General features: G+C 57.9%; 20 protein-coding genes and 1 pseudogene. 6 read left to right on the top strand and 15 right to left on the bottom strand.

The window, feature by feature from the left end:
• Positions 1-70: 70 nt before the first annotated feature.
• The 3 genes from AC1DWG_RS10370 to AC1DWG_RS10360 form a co-directional block, all read right to left on the bottom strand.
• Positions 71-559: a GNAT family N-acetyltransferase gene (locus AC1DWG_RS10370; RefSeq protein WP_477765465.1), complete on the bottom strand. Its 489-nt coding sequence runs from the start codon at positions 557-559 to the stop codon at positions 71-73.
• Positions 560-657: 98 nt separating this feature from the next.
• Positions 658-1,143 (bottom strand): GyrI-like domain-containing protein, encoded by a 486-nt coding sequence (locus AC1DWG_RS10365; protein WP_477787735.1) that lies wholly within the window; start codon positions 1,141-1,143, stop codon positions 658-660.
• Between the two features lie 67 nt (positions 1,144-1,210).
• On the bottom strand, positions 1,211-1,873 hold the full coding sequence (locus AC1DWG_RS10360; protein ID WP_477787734.1) for a LysE family translocator: 663 nt from the start codon (positions 1,871-1,873) through the stop codon (positions 1,211-1,213).
• Between the two features lie 138 nt (positions 1,874-2,011).
• Between AC1DWG_RS10360 and alaC the strand changes: the two genes are divergently transcribed.
• Positions 2,012-3,220, top strand: coding sequence for an alanine transaminase (gene alaC / locus AC1DWG_RS10355; RefSeq protein ID WP_477765467.1), 1,209 nt, complete (start codon positions 2,012-2,014; stop codon positions 3,218-3,220).
• A gap of 148 nt (positions 3,221-3,368) precedes the next feature.
• Here the strand turns inward: alaC and AC1DWG_RS10350 are convergent, their stop codons facing one another.
• Complete coding sequence (locus AC1DWG_RS10350; RefSeq protein WP_477762820.1) at positions 3,369-4,721, bottom strand: GntP family permease; 1,353 nt, start codon at positions 4,719-4,721, stop codon at positions 3,369-3,371.
• 81 nt (positions 4,722-4,802) lie between these two features.
• The gene (locus tag AC1DWG_RS10345) at positions 4,803-5,336 is read right to left on the bottom strand and encodes a gluconokinase (RefSeq protein ID WP_477762819.1); all 534 of its coding nucleotides are present in this window, start codon (positions 5,334-5,336) and stop codon (positions 4,803-4,805) included.
• A gap of 215 nt (positions 5,337-5,551) precedes the next feature.
• Between AC1DWG_RS10345 and gntR the strand changes: the two genes are divergently transcribed.
• A complete protein-coding gene (gene gntR / locus AC1DWG_RS10340) occupies positions 5,552-6,583 on the top strand; it encodes an HTH-type transcriptional regulator GntR (RefSeq protein ID WP_477762818.1) in 1,032 nt (343 codons plus the stop codon).
• Positions 6,584-6,676: 93 nt separating this feature from the next.
• On the opposite strand, the gene AC1DWG_RS10335 is transcribed toward gntR, so the two are convergent.
• Both AC1DWG_RS10335 and AC1DWG_RS10330 read right to left on the bottom strand, forming a co-directional pair.
• Positions 6,677-7,972, bottom strand: coding sequence for an SLC13 family permease (locus tag AC1DWG_RS10335; protein WP_477762817.1), 1,296 nt, complete (start codon positions 7,970-7,972; stop codon positions 6,677-6,679).
• 78 nt (positions 7,973-8,050) lie between these two features.
• Positions 8,051-8,902: an isocitrate lyase/PEP mutase family protein gene (locus AC1DWG_RS10330; protein WP_477762816.1), complete on the bottom strand. Its 852-nt coding sequence runs from the start codon at positions 8,900-8,902 to the stop codon at positions 8,051-8,053.
• Between the two features lie 140 nt (positions 8,903-9,042).
• Here AC1DWG_RS10330 and AC1DWG_RS10325 point away from each other — a divergent pair, with 140 nt between their 5' ends.
• On the top strand, positions 9,043-9,930 hold the full coding sequence (locus AC1DWG_RS10325) for a LysR family transcriptional regulator (protein WP_477762815.1): 888 nt from the start codon (positions 9,043-9,045) through the stop codon (positions 9,928-9,930).
• Positions 9,931-10,052: 122 nt separating this feature from the next.
• Here AC1DWG_RS10325 and AC1DWG_RS10320 read toward each other — a convergent pair.
• Positions 10,053-10,259, bottom strand: a pseudogene (locus tag AC1DWG_RS10320) (DUF6124 family protein); the annotation flags it as partial.
• Between the two features lie 393 nt (positions 10,260-10,652).
• Here AC1DWG_RS10320 and AC1DWG_RS10315 point away from each other — a divergent pair.
• Positions 10,653-11,288 (top strand): glutathione S-transferase family protein, encoded by a 636-nt coding sequence (locus AC1DWG_RS10315; RefSeq protein ID WP_477755082.1) that lies wholly within the window; start codon positions 10,653-10,655, stop codon positions 11,286-11,288.
• Positions 11,289-11,398: 110 nt separating this feature from the next.
• Here AC1DWG_RS10315 and AC1DWG_RS10310 read toward each other — a convergent pair whose 3' ends face one another.
• Positions 11,399-12,271, bottom strand: a complete 873-nt coding sequence (locus AC1DWG_RS10310) for a LysR family transcriptional regulator (RefSeq protein WP_477762814.1) — start codon at positions 12,269-12,271, stop codon at positions 11,399-11,401.
• 99 nt (positions 12,272-12,370) lie between these two features.
• On the opposite strand from AC1DWG_RS10310, the gene gstA reads away from it, so the two are divergent.
• The gene (gene gstA, locus AC1DWG_RS10305) at positions 12,371-12,973 is read left to right on the top strand and encodes a glutathione transferase GstA (RefSeq protein ID WP_477787733.1); all 603 of its coding nucleotides are present in this window, start codon (positions 12,371-12,373) and stop codon (positions 12,971-12,973) included.
• A 57-nt stretch (positions 12,974-13,030) separates the two neighbouring features.
• Here gstA and AC1DWG_RS10300 read toward each other — a convergent pair whose 3' ends face one another.
• The 4 genes from AC1DWG_RS10300 to AC1DWG_RS10285 form a co-directional block, all read right to left on the bottom strand.
• Complete coding sequence (locus AC1DWG_RS10300; RefSeq protein ID WP_477787732.1) at positions 13,031-14,044, bottom strand: ABC transporter substrate-binding protein; 1,014 nt, start codon at positions 14,042-14,044, stop codon at positions 13,031-13,033.
• Positions 14,041-14,589 (bottom strand): sigma-70 family RNA polymerase sigma factor, encoded by a 549-nt coding sequence (locus AC1DWG_RS10295; protein WP_477762812.1) that lies wholly within the window; start codon positions 14,587-14,589, stop codon positions 14,041-14,043. Before AC1DWG_RS10295 ends, AC1DWG_RS10300 begins: the two co-directional genes overlap by 4 nt.
• 197 nt (positions 14,590-14,786) lie before the next feature.
• Positions 14,787-15,578 carry a phosphate/phosphite/phosphonate ABC transporter substrate-binding protein gene (locus AC1DWG_RS10290; protein ID WP_477787731.1) on the bottom strand — a complete coding sequence of 264 codons (792 nt, stop codon included), beginning with the start codon at positions 15,576-15,578 and terminating at the stop codon, positions 14,787-14,789.
• Between the two features lie 140 nt (positions 15,579-15,718).
• A complete protein-coding gene (locus AC1DWG_RS10285; RefSeq protein ID WP_477762810.1) occupies positions 15,719-16,660 on the bottom strand; it encodes a fatty acid desaturase in 942 nt (313 codons plus the stop codon).
• Between the two features lie 329 nt (positions 16,661-16,989).
• On the opposite strand from AC1DWG_RS10285, the gene AC1DWG_RS10280 reads away from it, so the two are divergent.
• Complete coding sequence (locus tag AC1DWG_RS10280) at positions 16,990-17,406, top strand: GNAT family N-acetyltransferase (RefSeq protein ID WP_477787730.1); 417 nt, start codon at positions 16,990-16,992, stop codon at positions 17,404-17,406.
• Positions 17,407-17,451: 45 nt separating this feature from the next.
• On the opposite strand, the gene def is transcribed toward AC1DWG_RS10280, so the two are convergent.
• Both def and AC1DWG_RS10270 read right to left on the bottom strand, forming a co-directional pair.
• Entirely contained in the window at positions 17,452-17,991 is a 540-nt protein-coding gene (gene def, locus AC1DWG_RS10275; RefSeq protein WP_477787729.1) for a peptide deformylase, read from the bottom strand.
• 2 nt (positions 17,992-17,993) lie between these two features.
• On the bottom strand, positions 17,994-18,950 hold the full coding sequence (locus tag AC1DWG_RS10270; RefSeq protein ID WP_477762807.1) for a YihY/virulence factor BrkB family protein: 957 nt from the start codon (positions 18,948-18,950) through the stop codon (positions 17,994-17,996).
• Positions 18,951-19,012: the final 62 nt, after the last annotated feature.

Below are 19,012 nucleotides of genomic sequence, written 5' to 3'. Positions count from 1 at the left end.
TCAACATCACTGTTGAATGTGATGACCTCTTCGCGAGCAAGCTCGCTCCTACAAGGGGATTTGTGTCGGGTCAGAGTTCGAGCACCATCTCATGCCACGCCATGCCGCCATGGTCGGACGCCGACGGTTTGACGTAGGCAAAACCGAACCCGGCGTACAACGGAATATGCCGTTCCTTGCACATCAGGTTGATGCTGACCTTGCCCATCGCGCGCATGCGCTCGATGAACTCGCCCATCAGGCGTTTGGCCAGGCCTAGCCCCTGGAAATCCGGATGCACTACCACCGACATGATCACCACGTGCGGCCCGGCCGGGTCGTGGCCGATCAGTTCCTTGAACGCTTCGTCCGACATTTCCACCTGGAACGCCGCACCGGAGTTGATGAAACCGGCGACTGCCCCGTCCACTTCAGCAACGATAAAACCCTCGGGCCAGGTGGCGATGCGGGTGGCGATCTTCTCGCGGGTCGCGGCTTCGTCACCTTCATAGGCAAGGGTTTCGATGGCAAAGCAGCGGTCCAGATCGGCGGGGGTGACGTTGCGGATGACGGTGTTCATGGCAGCTCGGAATCAGCGTGGGAAAGGCTGGGGATGATAAATCAGCCGCCGTGGGACATCGAGAGACGAATCGGCTGATCCGCCTCTCGCTGCAGGTGTCATGCCTTGATTGGCAGCCAGATTTCCAGCTTTCCGGTGTTGAGCCTGGGGTTGAAGTCTTCACTGTAGCGCTCGAATTCCGGGGCAGCCAGCAACTCATGCCCGGACTGTGGCAACCATGTGCCATGGATGTATTGGAAGGTTTGCGGCAATGTGGCCAGCGGTCCTTGATGTTCGAACACGACGTACTGCTGGGGCTGAATCTCTACCCAGCGGTACGTATCCGGCAAATCGTCGAGTTTGCTGATCTCGACCCCCGCGATGTAATCGAAGCCGCCCTTGCCGTCGAAATTACAGCAGACGCCGTAAGTCACTTCGTCTTTTTGCCCCGGAATGTTCCCAATGTGGGGCTCGAGTTTTTCCCAGAGATCGGGAATGTCTTTAGTGGTCTCTTGGGTAAATCGTCCGCCAAGCCCTGCGATCAGCAGGAAGTGTCCGTGTTCAAAGCGCGGTTCCGTCACTTCGACGCGTGTTTGCTCATCCATGGCTCGACTCCTGAAACGAAAAAATGGGTTCGGCTGGGAGTATAGAAGCCAAACCCGATTCGCCCAATTACAGTGCGTGCAATTGCTCGACGGCAGCGGCGCCAACGAACTCGTTATAGCCAGATAGAATCACGTAGACCGCGAAATAGCAGAAAATCGCCGCCGATGCCATGTAGGAGTAACGCAGCAATTTGTCGCCGAGCAACTTGCCGCCGTGGCTCGCGGCAAAGCACAGCCCGACGCACCAGAGAATCCCCGCGCAGAGAAAACCGCCGAGAAACAGCGCCGAACTGAGGGCGCCACCGCCACCGGAACGGGCGATCAGCGTACCGCCCACAGCGGCGAACCAGAGAATCGCACTGGGCGACGACATGGCCAGGAAAATCCCGCGAAAGAACTCCTTGCGATGGGAGTTGTGGCCCACCTCGGCGGTCTCGGCCAACAGCGCCTCATGGTGGATCGCCGAATAAATCATCTTCGCCGCGAAGTACACCAGCAGCGCCGAGCCACCGATCCACAACACCCAACGCACGGTTTCGTACTGCAGCAACACGGTCATGCCGGCCAGCGCCAGCACCGCGTAGATCAGGTCGCCGACGCAGGTCCCGAGGCCCAGGGCAAAGCCCTGGAAGTAGCCGCGCTGCATGGCCAGGGTGATCATCGCGATGTTGGCCACGCCGATATCCAGGCACAGCGAGAGGCTCAGCAAGAAGCCGCTGGTAAATTCCATCGAACCTTTTCCTTCGGACAAATTTTTTACATTGAGGCTGGACAGTCTGCCACAGCTGCCCTTACATTCCGCCACAGGTCACCGCAGTGACCAGCGTCGCTCGGACGGTTCCGGGCGCTTACGTTATCCGAGGCAACAATGGCCGAACAAGGTTCGCCGCGCCGCTTTGCGCGCATAGATCGACTCCCCCCTTACGTTTTCAACATCACTGCCGAGCTGAAGATGGCCGCCCGTCGTCGTGGCGAAGACATCATCGACTTGAGCATGGGTAACCCCGACGGCGCCACGCCGCCGCACATTGTCGAAAAACTCGTCACGGTGGCCCAGCGCGAAGACACCCACGGTTACTCCACCTCCAAGGGTATTCCGCGCCTGCGCCGGGCGATTTCCAACTGGTACAAGGACCGCTACGAGGTCGACATCGACCCGGAAAGCGAAGCCATCGTCACCATTGGTTCCAAGGAAGGCCTGGCACACTTGATGCTGGCGACCCTGGATCAGGGCGACACCGTACTGGTGCCGAACCCGAGCTACCCGATTCACATCTACGGCGCGGTGATTGCCGGCGCCCAGGTGCGCTCGGTGCCACTGGTGCCGGGGGTGGATTTCTTCGCTGAACTGGAACGGGCGATTCGCGGCTCGATTCCGAAACCAAAGATGATGATCCTCGGTTTCCCGTCCAACCCCACCGCGCAGTGTGTGGAACTGGACTTCTTCGAACGGGTCATTGCCCTCGCCAAGCAGTACGACGTGCTGGTGGTGCACGACCTGGCCTACGCTGACATCGTCTACGACGGCTGGAAAGCCCCGTCGATCATGCAAGTGCCAGGGGCCAAGGACATTGCGGTGGAATTTTTCACCCTGTCCAAGAGCTACAACATGGCCGGCTGGCGCATTGGCTTCATGGTCGGCAACCCGGAACTGGTCAACGCCCTGGCGCGGATCAAGAGCTACCACGACTACGGCACCTTCACCCCGCTGCAAGTGGCGGCGATTGCCGCGCTGGAAGGCGATCAGCAATGCGTGCGCGACATCGCCGAGCAGTACCGGCAGCGACGCAATGTGCTGGTCAAGGGCCTGCATGAACTGGGCTGGATGGTGGAAAACCCGAAAGCCTCGATGTACGTCTGGGCGAAGATTCCCGAGGCTTATGCGCACCTGGGCTCGCTGGAGTTTGCCAAGAAACTGCTGTCCGAGGCCAAGGTGTGTGTCTCGCCGGGCGTCGGGTTTGGCGAGTATGGCGATGATCACGTGCGCTTTGCCCTGATCGAAAACCAGGACCGGATTCGCCAGGCCGTACGCGGGATTCGCGGGATGTTCAGGGCGGATGGGTTAATCAGCAAATAAACACCCTGTAGGAGCTGCCGAAGGCTGCGATCTTTTGATCTTGTTTTTTAAAAGCAAAATMAAAAGATCGCAGCCTTCGGCAGCTCCTACAGTGATTCACCCACAAAAAAACCGCATCGCTGCGGTTTTTTTGTGTCTTGCGTTTGAATCAGACGAACAACGACAACAACAGAATAAAGCCCAGGCCGACCACGGAGAGGATGGTCTCCATCGCCGTCCAGGTCTTGAAGGTTTCCGCCACGGTCATGTTGAAGTACTGCTTCACCAGCCAGAAACCGGCGTCGTTGACGTGGGACAGGATCAACGAACCTGCACCAGTGGCCAGCACCAGCAACTCACGGTTCACACCCGGAATCATCCCCACCACCGGCACTACGATACCGGCACCGGTAATGGTCGCCACGGTCGCCGAACCGGTCGCGATACGAATCACCGCTGCCACCAGCCAGGCCAGCAGGATCGGCGATATCTGTGCAGCCACCGCCATGTGACCGATCACATCACCTACACCACTGGTTACCAGCATCTGCTTGAAGCCACCACCGGCACCGATGATCAGGATGATCGCGGCGGTCGGTGCAAGGCTCGCATCCAGCCATTTGAGCATCTGTTGCGAACCGATGCCCTGCTTGTAGCCGAAGGTGTACAGCGACAGCAGCAACGCCAGCAGGAGGGCCGAGATCGGGTGACCGATCAGGTCCATGAAAGTGCGGAAGAAGTTGCCGTCCGGCAGCACCACATCGGCAAAGGTCTTGAGCAACATCAGGAACACGGGTGACAGCACAGTGATCAGGGTAATGCCGAAGCTAGGCAGATCGCCTGCATCCTCATCGCGCACCAGTTGATCCACCAGTTCCTGATTCGGATGACCGGGAATGTGCTTGGCAATGAACGTACCGAAGATCGGGCCAGCGATGATGGCGGTTGGCAGCGCAACGATCAGGCCGTACAGAATGGTTTTGCCGATGTCGGCACCGAACACACCGATGGCCAGCAGCGGACCCGGGTGCGGTGGCACCAGGCCGTGCACGGCGGACAGACCGGCCAGCAACGGGATACCGATCTTGATGATCGACACGCCGGTGCGGCGGGCCACGATGAACACCAACGGGATCAGCAGCACGAAGCCGATCTCGAAGAACAGCGGAATACCGACCAGGAACGCAGCGAACATCATCGCCCACTGCACCTTGTCCTTGCCGAAGGCGCGGATCAATGTCTGCGCAATCTGATCCGCACCACCCGATTCGGCCATCATTTTGCCGAGCATCGTGCCCAGCGCGAGGATGATGCCGACAAAGCCAAGCACGCCACCGAAGCCGTCCTGGAACGCCTTGATGATGGTGCCGATCGGCATGCCGGAGGTCAGCCCGAGGAAAGCGGCGGCAATGATCAGGGCAATGAACGGGTGCAACTTGAACTTGGTAATCAGGACGATAAGCCCGATCACCGTGACCACTGCATCGAGCAGCAGGAACGTCTCGTGGGACATGCCAAACATTAGGGGTGTCTCCTGGTTGTTGTTGTTATTAAAGCGGGAAATTCGAAAGCCATAAGGACAGCGCTATCTCTGCAAGCAAAATTAACCGGCACGCTTCAAGCCATGCTCAAGCCACCAGTGGTGAGCCTGAACGGCCAGTTCATCGACGCTATGGGTCGAAGCATCCAGCGCCAGGGTCAACGGCTCGCCGACGGGCGATTCGAGGGTGGCGAACTGGCTGTCGATCAGGGTCGACGGCATGAAGTGGCCTGGCCGATGGGAGACGCGGTCGGTGGCCACTTCGGGGGTCAGTTCAAGGAACACGAAGCCCAGGCCCGGCAAGGCACTGCGCAAACGTTCGCGATAGATGTGTTTGAGCGCCGAACACGTCAGCACCGGGCGCTGGCCCTTGGCGTCGACACGGCGCAGTTCATCGCACAGGCTGTCGAGCCAGCCGGCGCGGTCTTCATCGTTCAGGGGGATCCCCGCGCTCATCTTTTCGATATTGGCGGCAGGGTGGAAAGAGTCGCCTTCAATGGCCGTGGCGCCGCTCAAATGGCACAGGGCCTCGCTGACGCACGTCTTGCCGCAACCGGCAACGCCCATGATGACCAGGGCGGTGATGGGATGATTCATGTAACACCTCAGCGCGCAGACAGCGCTACCTTTGCCAGTTATGACACTAGATCAAAAGCAGAAGTTGCCGACGCCTTTCTTGTCATTTTATGGGTTGCAGCAGGTTAGGTCCCGACACCAAAAAGCGAGGATCAGGCGAACCCTCGCTCACGCATTTGCAGCTGCATCGAGACAGCGCTACCTTAGTGCCTTGAATTTTGTTTGGCAAGCCGTCGATGAACACAACCAAGAACGATAAAAATACCCGCACCACTGGCCGCCCTACCCTGAACGAAGTTGCCCGACTGGCCGGCGTCAGCCCGATCACCGCCTCCCGCGCCCTGCGGGGCGTCAGCACCGTGGCCACTGAACTGGTGGAAAAGGTGCAGAAAGCGGCGCTGGAACTCAACTATGTGGTCAACCCTGCCGCCCGTGCTCTGGCCTCGGCCCAGAGCCAGTCGGTGGTGGTATTGGTGCCGTCGCTGTCCAACCTGCTGTTCATCGACACCCTGGAAGCCATTCATCGGGTCTTGCGCCCCAAGGGCTTCGAAGTGCTGATCGGCAACTTCCACTACTCCCGCGATGAAGAAGAAAACCTGCTGCGAAATTACATGGCCTATCAACCCCGAGGCCTGCTGCTGACCGGTTTCGATCGCACCGAAAGTTCGCGGCGGATGATCGAAGCCAGCAACATTCCTTGCGTGTACATGATGGAGCTGGACAGTGCGGCCGGGCTCAATTGCGTCGGCTTCTCGCAACTGGCCGCCGGTGAAACCGCGGCCGAGCATTTGTTGTCCCGGGGTCGCAAACGTCTGGCCTACATCGGCGCGCAACTCGACCAGCGCACCTTGCTCCGTGGCGAAGGCTTCCGCAAAGCCCTGCAAAAGGCCGGTTTGTATGACCCGGACCTGGAAGTGCTGACGCCCCGCTCATCCTCCGTCGGCCTCGGCGGCGAACTGTTCCTGCAACTGCTGGCCAGTCATCCGGATGTCGATGCGATCTTCTTCGGTAACGACGACCTGGCCCAGGGCGCCTTGCTTGAAGCCATGCGACACGGAATCAAGATCCCCGAGCAAGTGGCGATCCTCGGCTTCAACGACTTGCCCATGTCCGAACACATGGTTCCGCGCCTGAGCAGCATCAACACCCCACGCGAAGCCATCGGCCGCCGCGCGGCGGAGCAGATGCTGACGCTGATGGCCGGCAACACCGTGGCCAAACCGGTGCAGGACATGGGGTTTGAGTTGAAGGTGCGCGAGAGTACTTAAAGACACGTTCGGCGACACGGTTCAAGGAGTTTGCCGTGTCTGCCGTGTCGGGATCAGTTCCCATAAGAACGGGTCACAGTTTTGGCTGCAGGATCACGGCAACCAACCCAGAAAGACGAACCATCCGTAATTGATGGGAACCAATACAACATACGTAATGAATGCAAGCGCAAGACTCAATCGTAACGCTGCCATGAAAGGGATTCTTCCCATTTCAATAGCGAGAACAATCGGAGAGGCTTGGTAAGGCAGGAGCGGTGTTGAAAACCCGATGACCTGAATCATTAGAACACTAAGTAACGGCAGTCCGGATGCGGTGGCTAACGACTGTGCCAAGGGAGTAAATAGCGCTGGTACTCCGTTCGCTGTAACCACAAAATTTAGCAGCGTGGAAAGACCTACGATTGAGGTGTAGCTGCCGAACGGTGAAGCCGGATCCAACGGTGCGAGGGTAAGTACTTCATTACCAATTAATGTTCCAAGTCCGCTTTGTCCTACAAGTGCGGCGAGTCCGAGGATTGCTGCGACATAGACTGCCGTCCGATGGTTTACCTCTTGACCAAACTCTTCACTGGATACAAAGCCGACTTGTGGAAGGAGGCATACGCAAGCTGCCACGAGACCGACCCATGCAGGGGAAATGCCGTGTAAGGAGTCAGTAAGCCAGAGTCCCAGAGTCATCAAAAGAAGGATACCCAACCTCTTTTCCTTAGGACTCAAAGGGCGAGCAGGTTCCACCTCTGTGCTTTTTCCCGCTTTATCTGGAAACAACCAGACGATACATGCACATAGTGCAAGCCCCTTGAGAATGCCAAGTACGGGTGCATGCAATATCAAATAGGGCAGATAGGATAACTGCAACCCGTACGTGGTATCGATGGCCCCCGCCATGACAAGATTTGGAACGTTCGCCGGCAGAATGGATGCCGAAAGCTGGAAGGTTCCAAAGCCGACAGCAAGTGAAAGACCAATACGCCCTGGACTTTTCTCCCTGAAACCCACTCGATCAGCAAGCGCCAGGACAATCGGCATCAGTAGCGCAATACGCCCCATATTGGAAGGCATAACAAAAGCGAGCGCGTAAGTGAGGCCGACAATTCCAAGGACCATTTGTGGATATGATCTGGAAAGATGAACCGCGAGCACCCTCGCACATCGAGAAGCCAATCCTGTCTTGCGGATAGCGATTCCAATGACATAGCCACTGATAACGAGCCAGAATGCGGCGGAGGTAAACCCAGAGAAAATCAAGGAAGCAGGAGCGACATGGAGGATCATCGCGGTCGCGAAGAACATAAGTGCAGTCAAGTACTCAGGAAGTCTACGTGTTGCCCATAACGCGATTGTCACAGTTACCAAACCGGCCACTGTTATGAGTTGAACATCCATATCACTTTCCTATGTTCCGAGGACTCGGTTTACATCTTGAACTTTCTCAGTTCCTGAGGCCCGACTTCATAGCTGGGTTTATAACAAGTCCAAGGCAAGATACCGGCTGGTCTGAACGATTTTTTCGCGCTCCTCGAAACTCGTCAATTGTGCTGCCATGGCGCTGCTATCCCCTGTGCGTTTGATCTCAGTCAGAACGACTTGCATCGCGTGTATTGCAGCGCGCTGCATATCCGAAGGAATAATGACGAGCTGGTAGCCAAGAGAGGACAGTTCTTCAATGGGCATTAAGGGAGTCTTGCCACCGTAGAACATATTCATCAGTTTTGGCCCTGGGATGCGCCGGGCAATCGTGCGAATTTGATCCAGTGTCTCCGGGGCTTCTACGAAAATCATGTCTGCACCTGCCTTCACATACTGCTCGGCTCGGCTTAACGCAGACTCAAAACCTTCTGTCGCAATTGCATCGGTACGGGCAATAATCATGCAGTCCTGATCGATCAGCGTATGGCGTGCAATCCGAATTTTTAGGCACATCTCGCTTACATCTATTAATTTTTTGTTGTCCAGATGGCCGCAGCGCTTGGGAAACGATTGATCCTCAAGGTGGAAGGCGGCGACACCGGCACGCTCAAGAGCTCGAACCGTGCGCTGAACATTGGCTGATCCCCCAAATCCCGTATCGGCGTCTGCAATCACTGGCAAGCCACTTGCTTCAACAATTTTCTCGATCCGTTCTAATACTTCGCTGAAGCTCAGTAGACCGATGTCCGGGTATCCAGCAGCACGCGCAATCGCACCACCGCTGGCATAGACCGCGTCGAAACCCGCCATGGCAACCAGTCGAGCGGATATACCGTCATAAGCGCCTGGTGCTATCACAGGAGAACCTGAGGATAGTTTTTCACGCAGATATCGAGTTGGTTTCATATGAAGCTCTCCTAATTCTCGGACCGTAAACGTTCTGACCGAAGCACTGACGGTATTTTTGACGCAGAAGAAGCATGGCGGCAGACAAATAAAATGTCTAATATTTAGAAAATACAGAATTAGTATCTTTGGAGTCCTAATTGGAACTCAGGCATCTACGTTATTTCGTAGTCACGGCCCAAGCGGAGAATTTCACACGAGCCGCCGAACAACTTGGGATCGCCCAACCCCCGCTTGGACAGCAAATACGTGATTTGGAGGATGAAATTGGTACGCCGCTTTTTCACCGGGTAGGACGCGGCGTCATACTCAGTGATGCTGGCAGGGTATTTCTGGTCTCGGCACAAGATATTCTTGCGCGTGCCGAGGACGCCCAAAAAAATGCGCGGCGCGCTGCACGAGGAGAGATCGGCTCGTTGAACCTGGGGTTCACCGAATCCGCTTCGTTCAATGATACCGTCACCGGTTTGATCAGCCGTTACCAGCGACAACACCCCAAGGTGGAGGTAAACCTTGAGGAGAACGATAGCGAATCTCTTATTTCCAGGCTCGGCCGTGGAGAAATTGACGCTGCGTTTGTCAGGCCTCCGTTTGCTATGGGCGGCGACATTGACTTCATCACCTTATCCGAAGAACCACTTATTGTTGTCCTGCCTGACGGCCACCCATTAACGTCACGCAAGCGTCTGTCGCTTGCTGATTTACGGCAGGAGAATTTCATCCTGTATTCACGCAAATCCGGTTATGGGCTGAGTGCGGATATCGTGGCCGCTTGCCGGCAATCCGGGTTCAATCCGACCATCCGTCAGCAGGCCCCCCAACTATCTTCCGCTGTAAACCTGGTATCTGCCGGGATGGGTATTGCGGTAGTACCCGCATCGATGCAACGAATTCAACGCGCTGACCTGCACTACAGAGCACTTCAGCTTGATTGGCCGAAGGCGATACTTGGATTGGCCACGCGAAAATCGAATCAGTCAACTGTAGTCAAAGACCTGATCAGTTCGACGAGAATCGAAACTCCGTAGTTGATCCTCCGGATACAGACCATATTATTCCCGGGCTGCAACTGCCTGCCCAAGACCCGCAACGCGAAAAAAATATGGGGTTTAAGTTGAAGGTTCTCCAGAGCACCTGAATCAACACTGTCCATTGTGGCCAGCATTATGATCTGTGCGATCGCCAGCGCCGTATTGCGCTGACTGCCTTCCAGAAAAGCAGCAAAGTCATTGGTCATGACGCTCGCCGAGGCCAACGATTCGCAGGCGTGCGCCAACAGAGTTTCGTTATTGATACCGGGTGAGATGGAGAACATTGGGCTGGGATTGCGTGGGGGGTTCGGCGTGGGTTTGAACATGGTGATGCTCCTAGAGTAATGGAGCTGCCACGTCTCGCTGCGATACGAAGGGTGGCAGCTGTACGCGGGTCGCAGACCGGGACTCTAGAACCCGGTAGACCCGAAGGTCTCCCACGCACAGCCGCCATAACGTGAACTGCCAGGCACAAAATCACCTGATCACGAACGGTGGACGCCATGCGTCTAGAGATACCCGGGCTGCGAAACCCGATCGCTGAATTTGCAGCGACGCGGAACGATAGAGTCCGGATACCAGGCGCACAAGCCGGCGGATTCTGGCGTAGTTGTAGGCAATGACGCAATAAATCGTAGGCAGCGGAAACCTGTCGAAACGCCTTTCCTACAGACCACTCCTACAATTACACCTACGCCTTTCGCGATGGAGTAGCTCAAATGGAACACACATTGAAGATTCTCGGCAAAGCCTCGTCCATCAACGTCCGAAAAGTCCTGTGGACCTGTGAGGAGCTGGGCATAACCTACGAACGCGAGGACTGGGGCAGTGGCTTCGCGTCCACCCACAGCCCCGAGTTCCTGCGCTTCAATCCCAACGCACAGGTGCCGGTGATCATCGATGAAGCCGGCGTGTTGTGGGAATCCAATACCATCTGCCGCTATCTGGCCGGCAAACACCAACACCACCACGAGCTGCTGCCTGGCGAACCCGCGGCACGCGCCCGGGTGGAACAGTGGATGGACTGGCAAGCCACCGAGCTCAATCCATCGTGGAGTTATGCGTTCATGGCACTGGTGCGCAAGGACCCGGAGTTCCAGGACGCGCATCGCATCGACGTCGGCATCCGCGGCTGGAACCAGAAGATGGGCATCCTCGAACATCAACTCGCGACCACCAAGGCGTATGTCGCCGGACCACAGTTTACTCTCGCCGACGTTGTCATCGGTTTGTCGGTCAATCGCTGGCTGATGACGCCGATCGACCGTCCCGACTACCCCGCCGTCGATGAATATTTCAAACGCCTGGCGCAACACCCCGGTTTCCTGAAGCATTGCTGCAATGGCTTGCCTTGAATGGCCGCAGGTTGCCGCCTGGATCGCCACACAGCGAGGCAACCTTGGGCTTTCAAGGCCACTAGTCGGCCAGCATTGAGGACAAAATCGGTTCAGCAGCTTGTCGGGGGTTACCGTCCGTCGAGCATGTCCAGCAGCGCCTGCACCGCCGCCGACGGTGGTTTGTTCGCCGCGACCACCAAGGCAAACTCGCGCTCGATCCGCGGCAACACCGGTACGACGCGCAAACCTTGCCGATTGCCCGGCAGCGTCATCTCCGGCACCAGGCTCACGCCGAGGTTTTCCCGCACCAGGGTGAACGCACTGCTCCACTCACGGACCTCGACGCGCACATCCTGCAGTTGCAGCCCCGCATCGGCAGCCAGGCTTCGCGCATTGGTCGAACAACCGCCCGTGGCCAGTACAAAAGGTTGCGTCACCAACTCTTCGAGGCAGACGCCTTCTTCATGGGAACGCCGCGCCAGCGGATGGCCCCCGGGCAATACCGCCATCCAGGCATCGCGTCCCAAAGGACTGGCCTTGCGCTCGGCAGACGGATTGAGCACCACGCCGACATCCACCAGCCCCGCGCCGAGCAGGGTTTCCACTTCGTCATCGCTGACTTCCAGGGCGACCACCTCGATGCCGGGGTAAAGCCGGTTGAACTGACGCAGCAACGGCGGCAGAAAGGTCGCCAGTACCATGGGAAAACTGGCCAGGCGAATCGTCCCGCGTTCAACACCTTTTGCGGCCTCGACGGTGCTGCGAATGGCCTGCAGCGCGCCGAGCATGGTCCGTGCCTGCTCGATGACCGGCAGGCCGATGGCTGTCGGCAATGTCTGGCGGTTTTCCCGGGTGAACAATTGAACACCGAGGTTTTCCTCGATCAATGCCAGGGCCTGGCTGGCGCCTGACTGGGTCATGCCGACCCGTTCGGCGGCCCGGGTGATGTTGCCGGTGTCTGCCACGGCCACCACCATTCGCCAGTGCATCAGGTTCATCATGGCAGTAGCTTTCCTTATGGTAGTTTTCTGAAAGATTAATTTTACCGGGGGCACTGGGCACTATGACACTGGCGTAAATCCACATCCAGAGCCCGTCCCATGAAGCTGTATTACGCCCCACAAGCCTGCTCGCTGGCGCCGCATATCGTGCTGCGTGAACTGGAACTGCCTTTCCAATTGATCCGTGTCGACAACATCAGCAAAACCACGGCCGACGGCGACGACTTTCTCGCCATCAACCCCAAGGGTTACGTCGCGGCCTTGCAACTGGATAACGGCGAAGTGCTGACCGAAGGGCCGGCGATTCTGCAATACCTGGCTGATCTACAGCCGCAAGCGAAACTGGCCGCAGCGCAGGGGACATTCGAGCGAGTACGGTTGCAGGAATGCCTGAACTTCATCTCGACGGAGATTCATGGCGGGCTCGGTTGGCTGTTTAACGCACGGTTTCCGGATGAAGTGAAAGCGTTGATCAAGGAGAAACTGTTCAAGCGTTTGGCCGTGTTGAACCAGACGTTGGAGCGGCAGGATTACTTGATGGCGGGCGGGTTCAGCATTGCTGATGCGTATTTGTTTACGGTGCTGCGTTGGGCTCGGTTGTTCGACATTGAATTGAATGAATGGCCGGCGTTGGCAAGGTTTCAAGCCAGGGTGGATCAGCGGCCGGCGGTGAAAGCGGCACTGGTCGCCGAGTTGGCGTAAGGCTTCAAATCGCATCGCGAGCAAGCTCGCGATGGCTACCTTCCAGACACTACAAAACTACAAGCTGGCACTCACCTTGGTGGCCACCTCCCCCGGCACCCAGCCCTTCCACACCTGCGGCTGCTCACGCAAAAACGCTTCGGCGACTTCGCGGGGTTTCTGCCGCTTTTCACTCATCTGGCCCAAGGTCTGGTTCAACAGATCGATCGGCAAATCGACCTTTTCAAAGAACGTCACCAGGTCCGGGTATTGCGCCTTGAACGGTGCCGATACGCCGATGGCCAGGCTCGCCGGCATCGAGCGCGTGCCTTTGGGGTTCGGGTTGTTGGCGTCGGCCAGGGTTTTCCAGGCTTCGGCATCGAACGGCGGTTCGTCGAGTTTCACCAGTTTGAAACGCCCCAACAGCGGTGTCGGCGACCAGTAGTAGAAGAGCACAGGTTTGCCACGACGGATCGACGACGCCACCTCGGCATCCAGTGCGGCACCGGACCCGGTGCGGAAGTTGACGTAGCTGGTAGTCAGGTCATAGGCCTTGAGTTTCTGGCTGTTGACGATTTCCGAGGTCCAGCCGGTCGGGCTGTTGAGGAAACGTCCGCGGCTCGGGTCTTCGGGGTCGCGGAACACGTCCTTGTATTTCGCCAGGTCAGCAACGGATTTCAACTCCGGGGCCAAGGGCTTGATGCCGCGCTCGGGATCGCCCTTGATCACGTACTCCGGCACCCACCAGCCTTCAGTGGCGCCTTTGACCGTATCGCCGAGGCCAAACACCTTGCCCTCCGCGGCAGCCTTGACCCAGGCAGGACTGCGTCCGGCCCACTCTTCACCGATGACCTGGATATCGTTTTTCGCCAGCGCCGCTTCAAGGCTGACGGTGCTGCCCGGCAGCGTATCGGTCGGGTAGCCGTAACCTTTTTCAACGATCAGGCGCAGGATTTCGGTGATGAAACTGCCGCTTTCCCAGGTGATGTCGCCAAAGTGGATAGGCGCGGCTTTTTCCGTGGCCGAGGCCGGGTGGGACAACAGGCTCAGGGCCAGCAACGAACTGCCGAGCAGGGTTTTGATCGATCTCATGCGGACCTCTTGTTCTGGAGTGGACGGTTCAGGGATTGGTTGGCGCTGTGCCGGTCGCACAGGGCCTGGGAACGGGTCATGTAGTCGCTGACTGAACGCAACGAGATGCCCAGCGCAGCGGCAATTTGCGGATAGGTCAGGCCGTCGATCCGCGACAGCAGGAAGGTCGAACGCACTTTGCCTGGCAGCCGCTGAAGACTGCGATCCACACGGGTCAGGGTCTGGGACATCTGAGCCAGTGCCTCCGGCGATTCGGCGTGTATCGGCTCGGCCTGTTGCAGTTGCTGAAGATACTGGCGCTCCAGATCACCTCGACGCCAACGCTGATAGAGCAGGCGCCGGGCGATGGTGGTGAGCAAGGCACGGGGTTCACGGATGGCCGTCAGGCCAGGGGCCTGGAGCAATTGCACGAAGGTTTCGCAGGCAATGTCTTCGACAGCGGCGGCATCGTTCAGAGACTGACGCAGGCGCGTGCAGAGCCAGTGGTAGTGAGCACGGAACAATCCGTCCACGTGTTTGCGATGAAGAATATCGGCGCCGGACATAGGGGCTCCTGGGTTAGGGGTCGCTGAATGTCCGGTGGTCCGGTGAGGCGAATCCTAGCAAGGAGCCTTATTCATTAATAATACTTAAAACTTATTTTTATATTCGTTTATAGAATTAAACAAAGGTGTGCCTGATAGGCCGCTTTCGTCGGAACACCGCCCGGAGCAAGCTCGCTCCTACAGCGAAAATGGACCTATCACCTCAATCGTCCATAACCCAATGTTTCGGCCTCACGTTGATAATCGAGCACAACCTGATAGTCGATTTCGCTGGCGGGCAGTACCTCCGGTAAACCGAGGGTTTGGGCAACGTCCGGCAACTCGCGCAACGCCAGGTTCATCACCCGCAAGAGCTCAACGGCCTGCTCATCGCTGACCGTCGCGGCGGTAATGAACGGTAAGGCAGGACTGAGCGCACTGCGGGCAATCACGCGCAAACCGGCCACTTCCTCTGCAGCGTGGCGCGCCAGATAGGCAAAGGTCACGCTGTCGATGGCCGCCAGATCGGCAAGGTCTTCGCGTAACCAGCGCAGGCTTTCGCGATGACTACCGCTGATTCCGACCTGAGCAAAAAACCGCCCGTCACGTTGCAGCGGCGCCAACCGGTGGCGCAGCAAATTCATGCCGCTGTTGGAGTCCTGGCCATTGATCACGCCTCGGCTGCCGCGAAAATCCGCCAGGGTTGGCCGTGCATCATCAAGGCGTCCCAGAATCAGGCTGCAATGATTGCCGCCACTGCTGTCCGGCAGTTCGTAACGAGGGCGGCCCAGCACCCGGACCTTGCCGCGCAATGCCGTCATCAGCGGATAGCCGCAGGTTTGTGTGAGCAGCAAGTGCGGCGACAGCCACAGGTCCAGCAGTGACAGGCCTTCGGCATCACGGCGGGTTTCGCCCAGGTGCTCGAGGACTCGCGCCAGCCAGCGTTCGTTGGCCTGGTGGATGGGTTCGGGGGCGGTGTACATCAGCAGTTCGGCGATGTGTTGGGTCATCGAAATGTTCCAGAGCAGCGTGAATCCAATGTGGGAGCGGGCTTGCTCGCGAAAGCGTTCTGCCTGGCAACATTGATGCTGGGTGTGCCGGCCTCTTCGCGGGCAAGCCCGCTCCTACAGGGCTCGTTGGTGATCAGGCATCAGTAAAACGGATGCCTCGGGCTGTCGATGGCCTTCACTCCATGTTCACGCCACAACTGCCCATAACCCCGCACCAGAAACCCGCCGCTACGCACCAGCCATTGCTCGCGGCGGGCCCGGTAAGCGCGGGGCAAGTCGTACCAGGGCAACCCCGGCAACTCGTGATGCACCAGATGAAAATTGAGGTTCAGGAACAGCCAGCGCCACGGCCACGCCGCTTCATTGAGCACCGTGCGTTGCTCCGGCGACGCGTGAGGTCGATGTTCATAGTAGGAGCGAATCATGGCGATCGACAGCGCCGGCACACTGATCAAAAACAGGTAATGCCAAACCGGCAATACGCTGAGGTTCGCGATGAACAGCAGCATCAACCCGGTCATCGAGCCGTGACTCAACCACATCAGCCAGGCCTGGCGCTCGCCCGCTCTCAGACGTTGCAGCTCTTCACGGGCCAACGCCAGCAAGGCCAACGGTGCACCCAGGGCAAAGCGGCCGAGCACGGTTTTGTTCAGCCGGTGCAGGCTGCGCACCGGCAGTGAACTGCCCTGCCACTGTTCGGCGCTCAGGTAACGGCTTTCCGGGTCGCGACCGGGGATAGTCAGGTCCTCGTCGCGGTGATGCAGCAAATGGCTATCGCGATACAGGGTGTACGGATACCAGACGGCAAACGGCGCATAGCCAAAGATTTTGTTCAGGGTTGGCCAGCGCGTGGGATGACCGTGCAGCAGTTCGTGTTGCACGGATAACCACAGCACCAGCAACGGAATCAACCACAGGGTGCTCCACCACAATCCCAGCCGATGGCTGTTCAATACAATGCCAAACCAGCCGCCATACACACCGACCAACAGACACCAGGTCGGCCATTCGGTGCGCGCGGTGAAGCGTCGACGCAGGGTTTCGATTTCTTCTTGGTGGGCGCTATCAAAGTAGTGGGGCATGGCGTTGCTCAGATCGGGGACCAGTCCCCTTCTGTGCAATGGCCTTGGGAAATCCTGCAGATTAATTTCTGGAGGATCGCTCCCATGTTGCATGGGAGCGATCAATCAACGCGGAATCAGTGACCGAACACGCCGACCTTCTTGGCTTTCTTGTCCGCACGCTTTTCAATGGCGGTTTTCACCGGTTTCTTTTTCGCCGATTTCTTTGAATCCATACCTTTGGACATGATGCGTACTCCACTCACAGGGATGTGAGATCAGGTATACACCTATCCCGGCGCGCGCGTTCTTTTATAATCGCCCGCTTTGCATACCGACAGTCCGAGACCATGCCCGATACCCAATTCACCCTGCTCGACGAGCCGTTATGGCCATTGATAAACAAGTTCTACCGCGCTCACCAGTCGTCGATGAAAGCCGTGCGCGACGCGCAGCTGTGGGTGGCCCGGCGTGAGCGGATTGTTGCCGCGCTGTGTTTGCGTCCGGTGTCCGGTGGGCATTGGCTGACCGGGTTGTTTGTCGATCCGGGGTGTCGCGAACAAGGGATTGCCGCCGGGTTGATTGCGGCCGCGGTAAAGGATTGCGAACTGCCGGTGTGGTTGTTCTGTCATCCGGATTTGCGCGGGTTTTATGAGGGTCGCGGGTTTACGTTCGATCCGCCGATGCCTTACGCAATGGTAGAACGCTTGAGCCGATATGCGCGCAGCAAGCCGATGATTGCGATGGGGTCGGAGCCAAACGTTTAACTTACTCAAGCCAGTTGGAGATCCAATGTGGGAGCGGCGGTGGCTTTAGTCGTCCGCGATGGGATCCAGATCCGGGAACATCACCTCGGTGAAGCCGAACTTGCTGAAGTCGGTAATGCGCGACGGGTACAGGCGGCCGATCAGGTGATCACACTCATGTTGCACCACCCGTGCGTGGAACCCTGAGGCAATGCGTACGATAGGCTCGCCCTTGGGGTCGACGCCGTCGTAGCGAATCTGTTGGTAACGCTGCACCGCGCCGCGCAGGCCCGGTACGGACAAACAGCCTTCGAAACCCTCTTCCAGGATCGGACTCAGTGGTGTGATCAACGGGTTGATCAGGATCGTCTGCGGTACGGCCTCCGCATCCGGATAACGCTCACTGTGCTCGAAACCGAAGATCACCAGTTGCAGGTCAACACCGATCTGCGGAGCCGCGAGGCCAACGCCCCCCACACTTTCCATGGTCTGGAACATGTCATCGATCAGTTGCCACAACTCGGGGCTGTCGAACATCTCGGCTGGCACTGGCGGGGCAATGCGCAGCAGGCGCTCATCGCCCATTTTCAGAATTTCACGAATCATGATCAGGTTTCATCCATGGTCGGTTTATGTGAGTGGTCGCGCCCCAGTCCCGACACGTGGTGCTTTTCCTCATGGACGGGACCGTGCTCGCCAGCCACTTTTTCGCCAGGGTCCTTGCCCTCTCGCGACATGTGCTCGATCACCGCGTTCATCTCCGCGCCCAGCAGCAGTACCGCGGCGGAAATGTAGAAGTACAGCAACAGCACGATGATCGCACCGATACTGCCATACATGGCGTTGTAGTTGGCGAACTCCTTGACGTACAAACCGAAGCCCAGGGAAGCGATGATCCACACCACCACCGCCAGCACTGAGCCTGGGGTGATGAAGCGGAATTCCTGTTTGACGTCGGGCATGACGTAGTAGATCAACGCCACCGCGACCATCATCAGAATCACGATCACCGGCCAGCGCGCGATGGTCCAGAGCGTGACGATGAAGTACTCAAGTCCGACTTGCGCAGCGATCCAGCTCATCACCTGCGGACCGAGCACCATCAGCGCTGCGGCGATCAGCAGCATGCCGGCAATGCCGACGGTGTAGATGACCGACAACGGAAAGCGTTTCCACAGCGGACGCCCTTCAACCACGTCGTAGGCAGCGTTCATCGCGCTCATCATCAGCCGCACGCCGGCGGAGGCGGTATACAGCGCAATCACGATACCCACCGAGAGCAAGCCACCCTTGGACTGCTGAAGCTGGTCGATCACCGGGTTGACCTGCTCCAGTGCCTGGGGCGGCAATACGAGTTCCGATTGCAGGCGCAGCCAGGAGAAAAAGTCGGGCAGGTGCAGGAAGCCGATCAGGGCAATCAGAAACAGAATGAACGGAAACAGCGAAAACAGCATTTGATAAGCCAGCGCCGAGGCATAGGTCGACATTTCGTCGGCAATGAACTCGGTGACCGTGCGCATCATCACACGGTGCAGGGGCAAGCCTCTCATGTCCGGAAAAATCATTAGCGTCTCCATTCGCCGCATACGCATTTGGGTTGAAGTCGTGGCGACTCAGGGGCCGTTTC

This window comes from Pseudomonas sp. P4_B3 (assembly GCF_056402295.1).
Note: the sequence above shows the minus strand (reverse complement) of the source record. Positions and strands in the feature narration are given on the sequence as shown.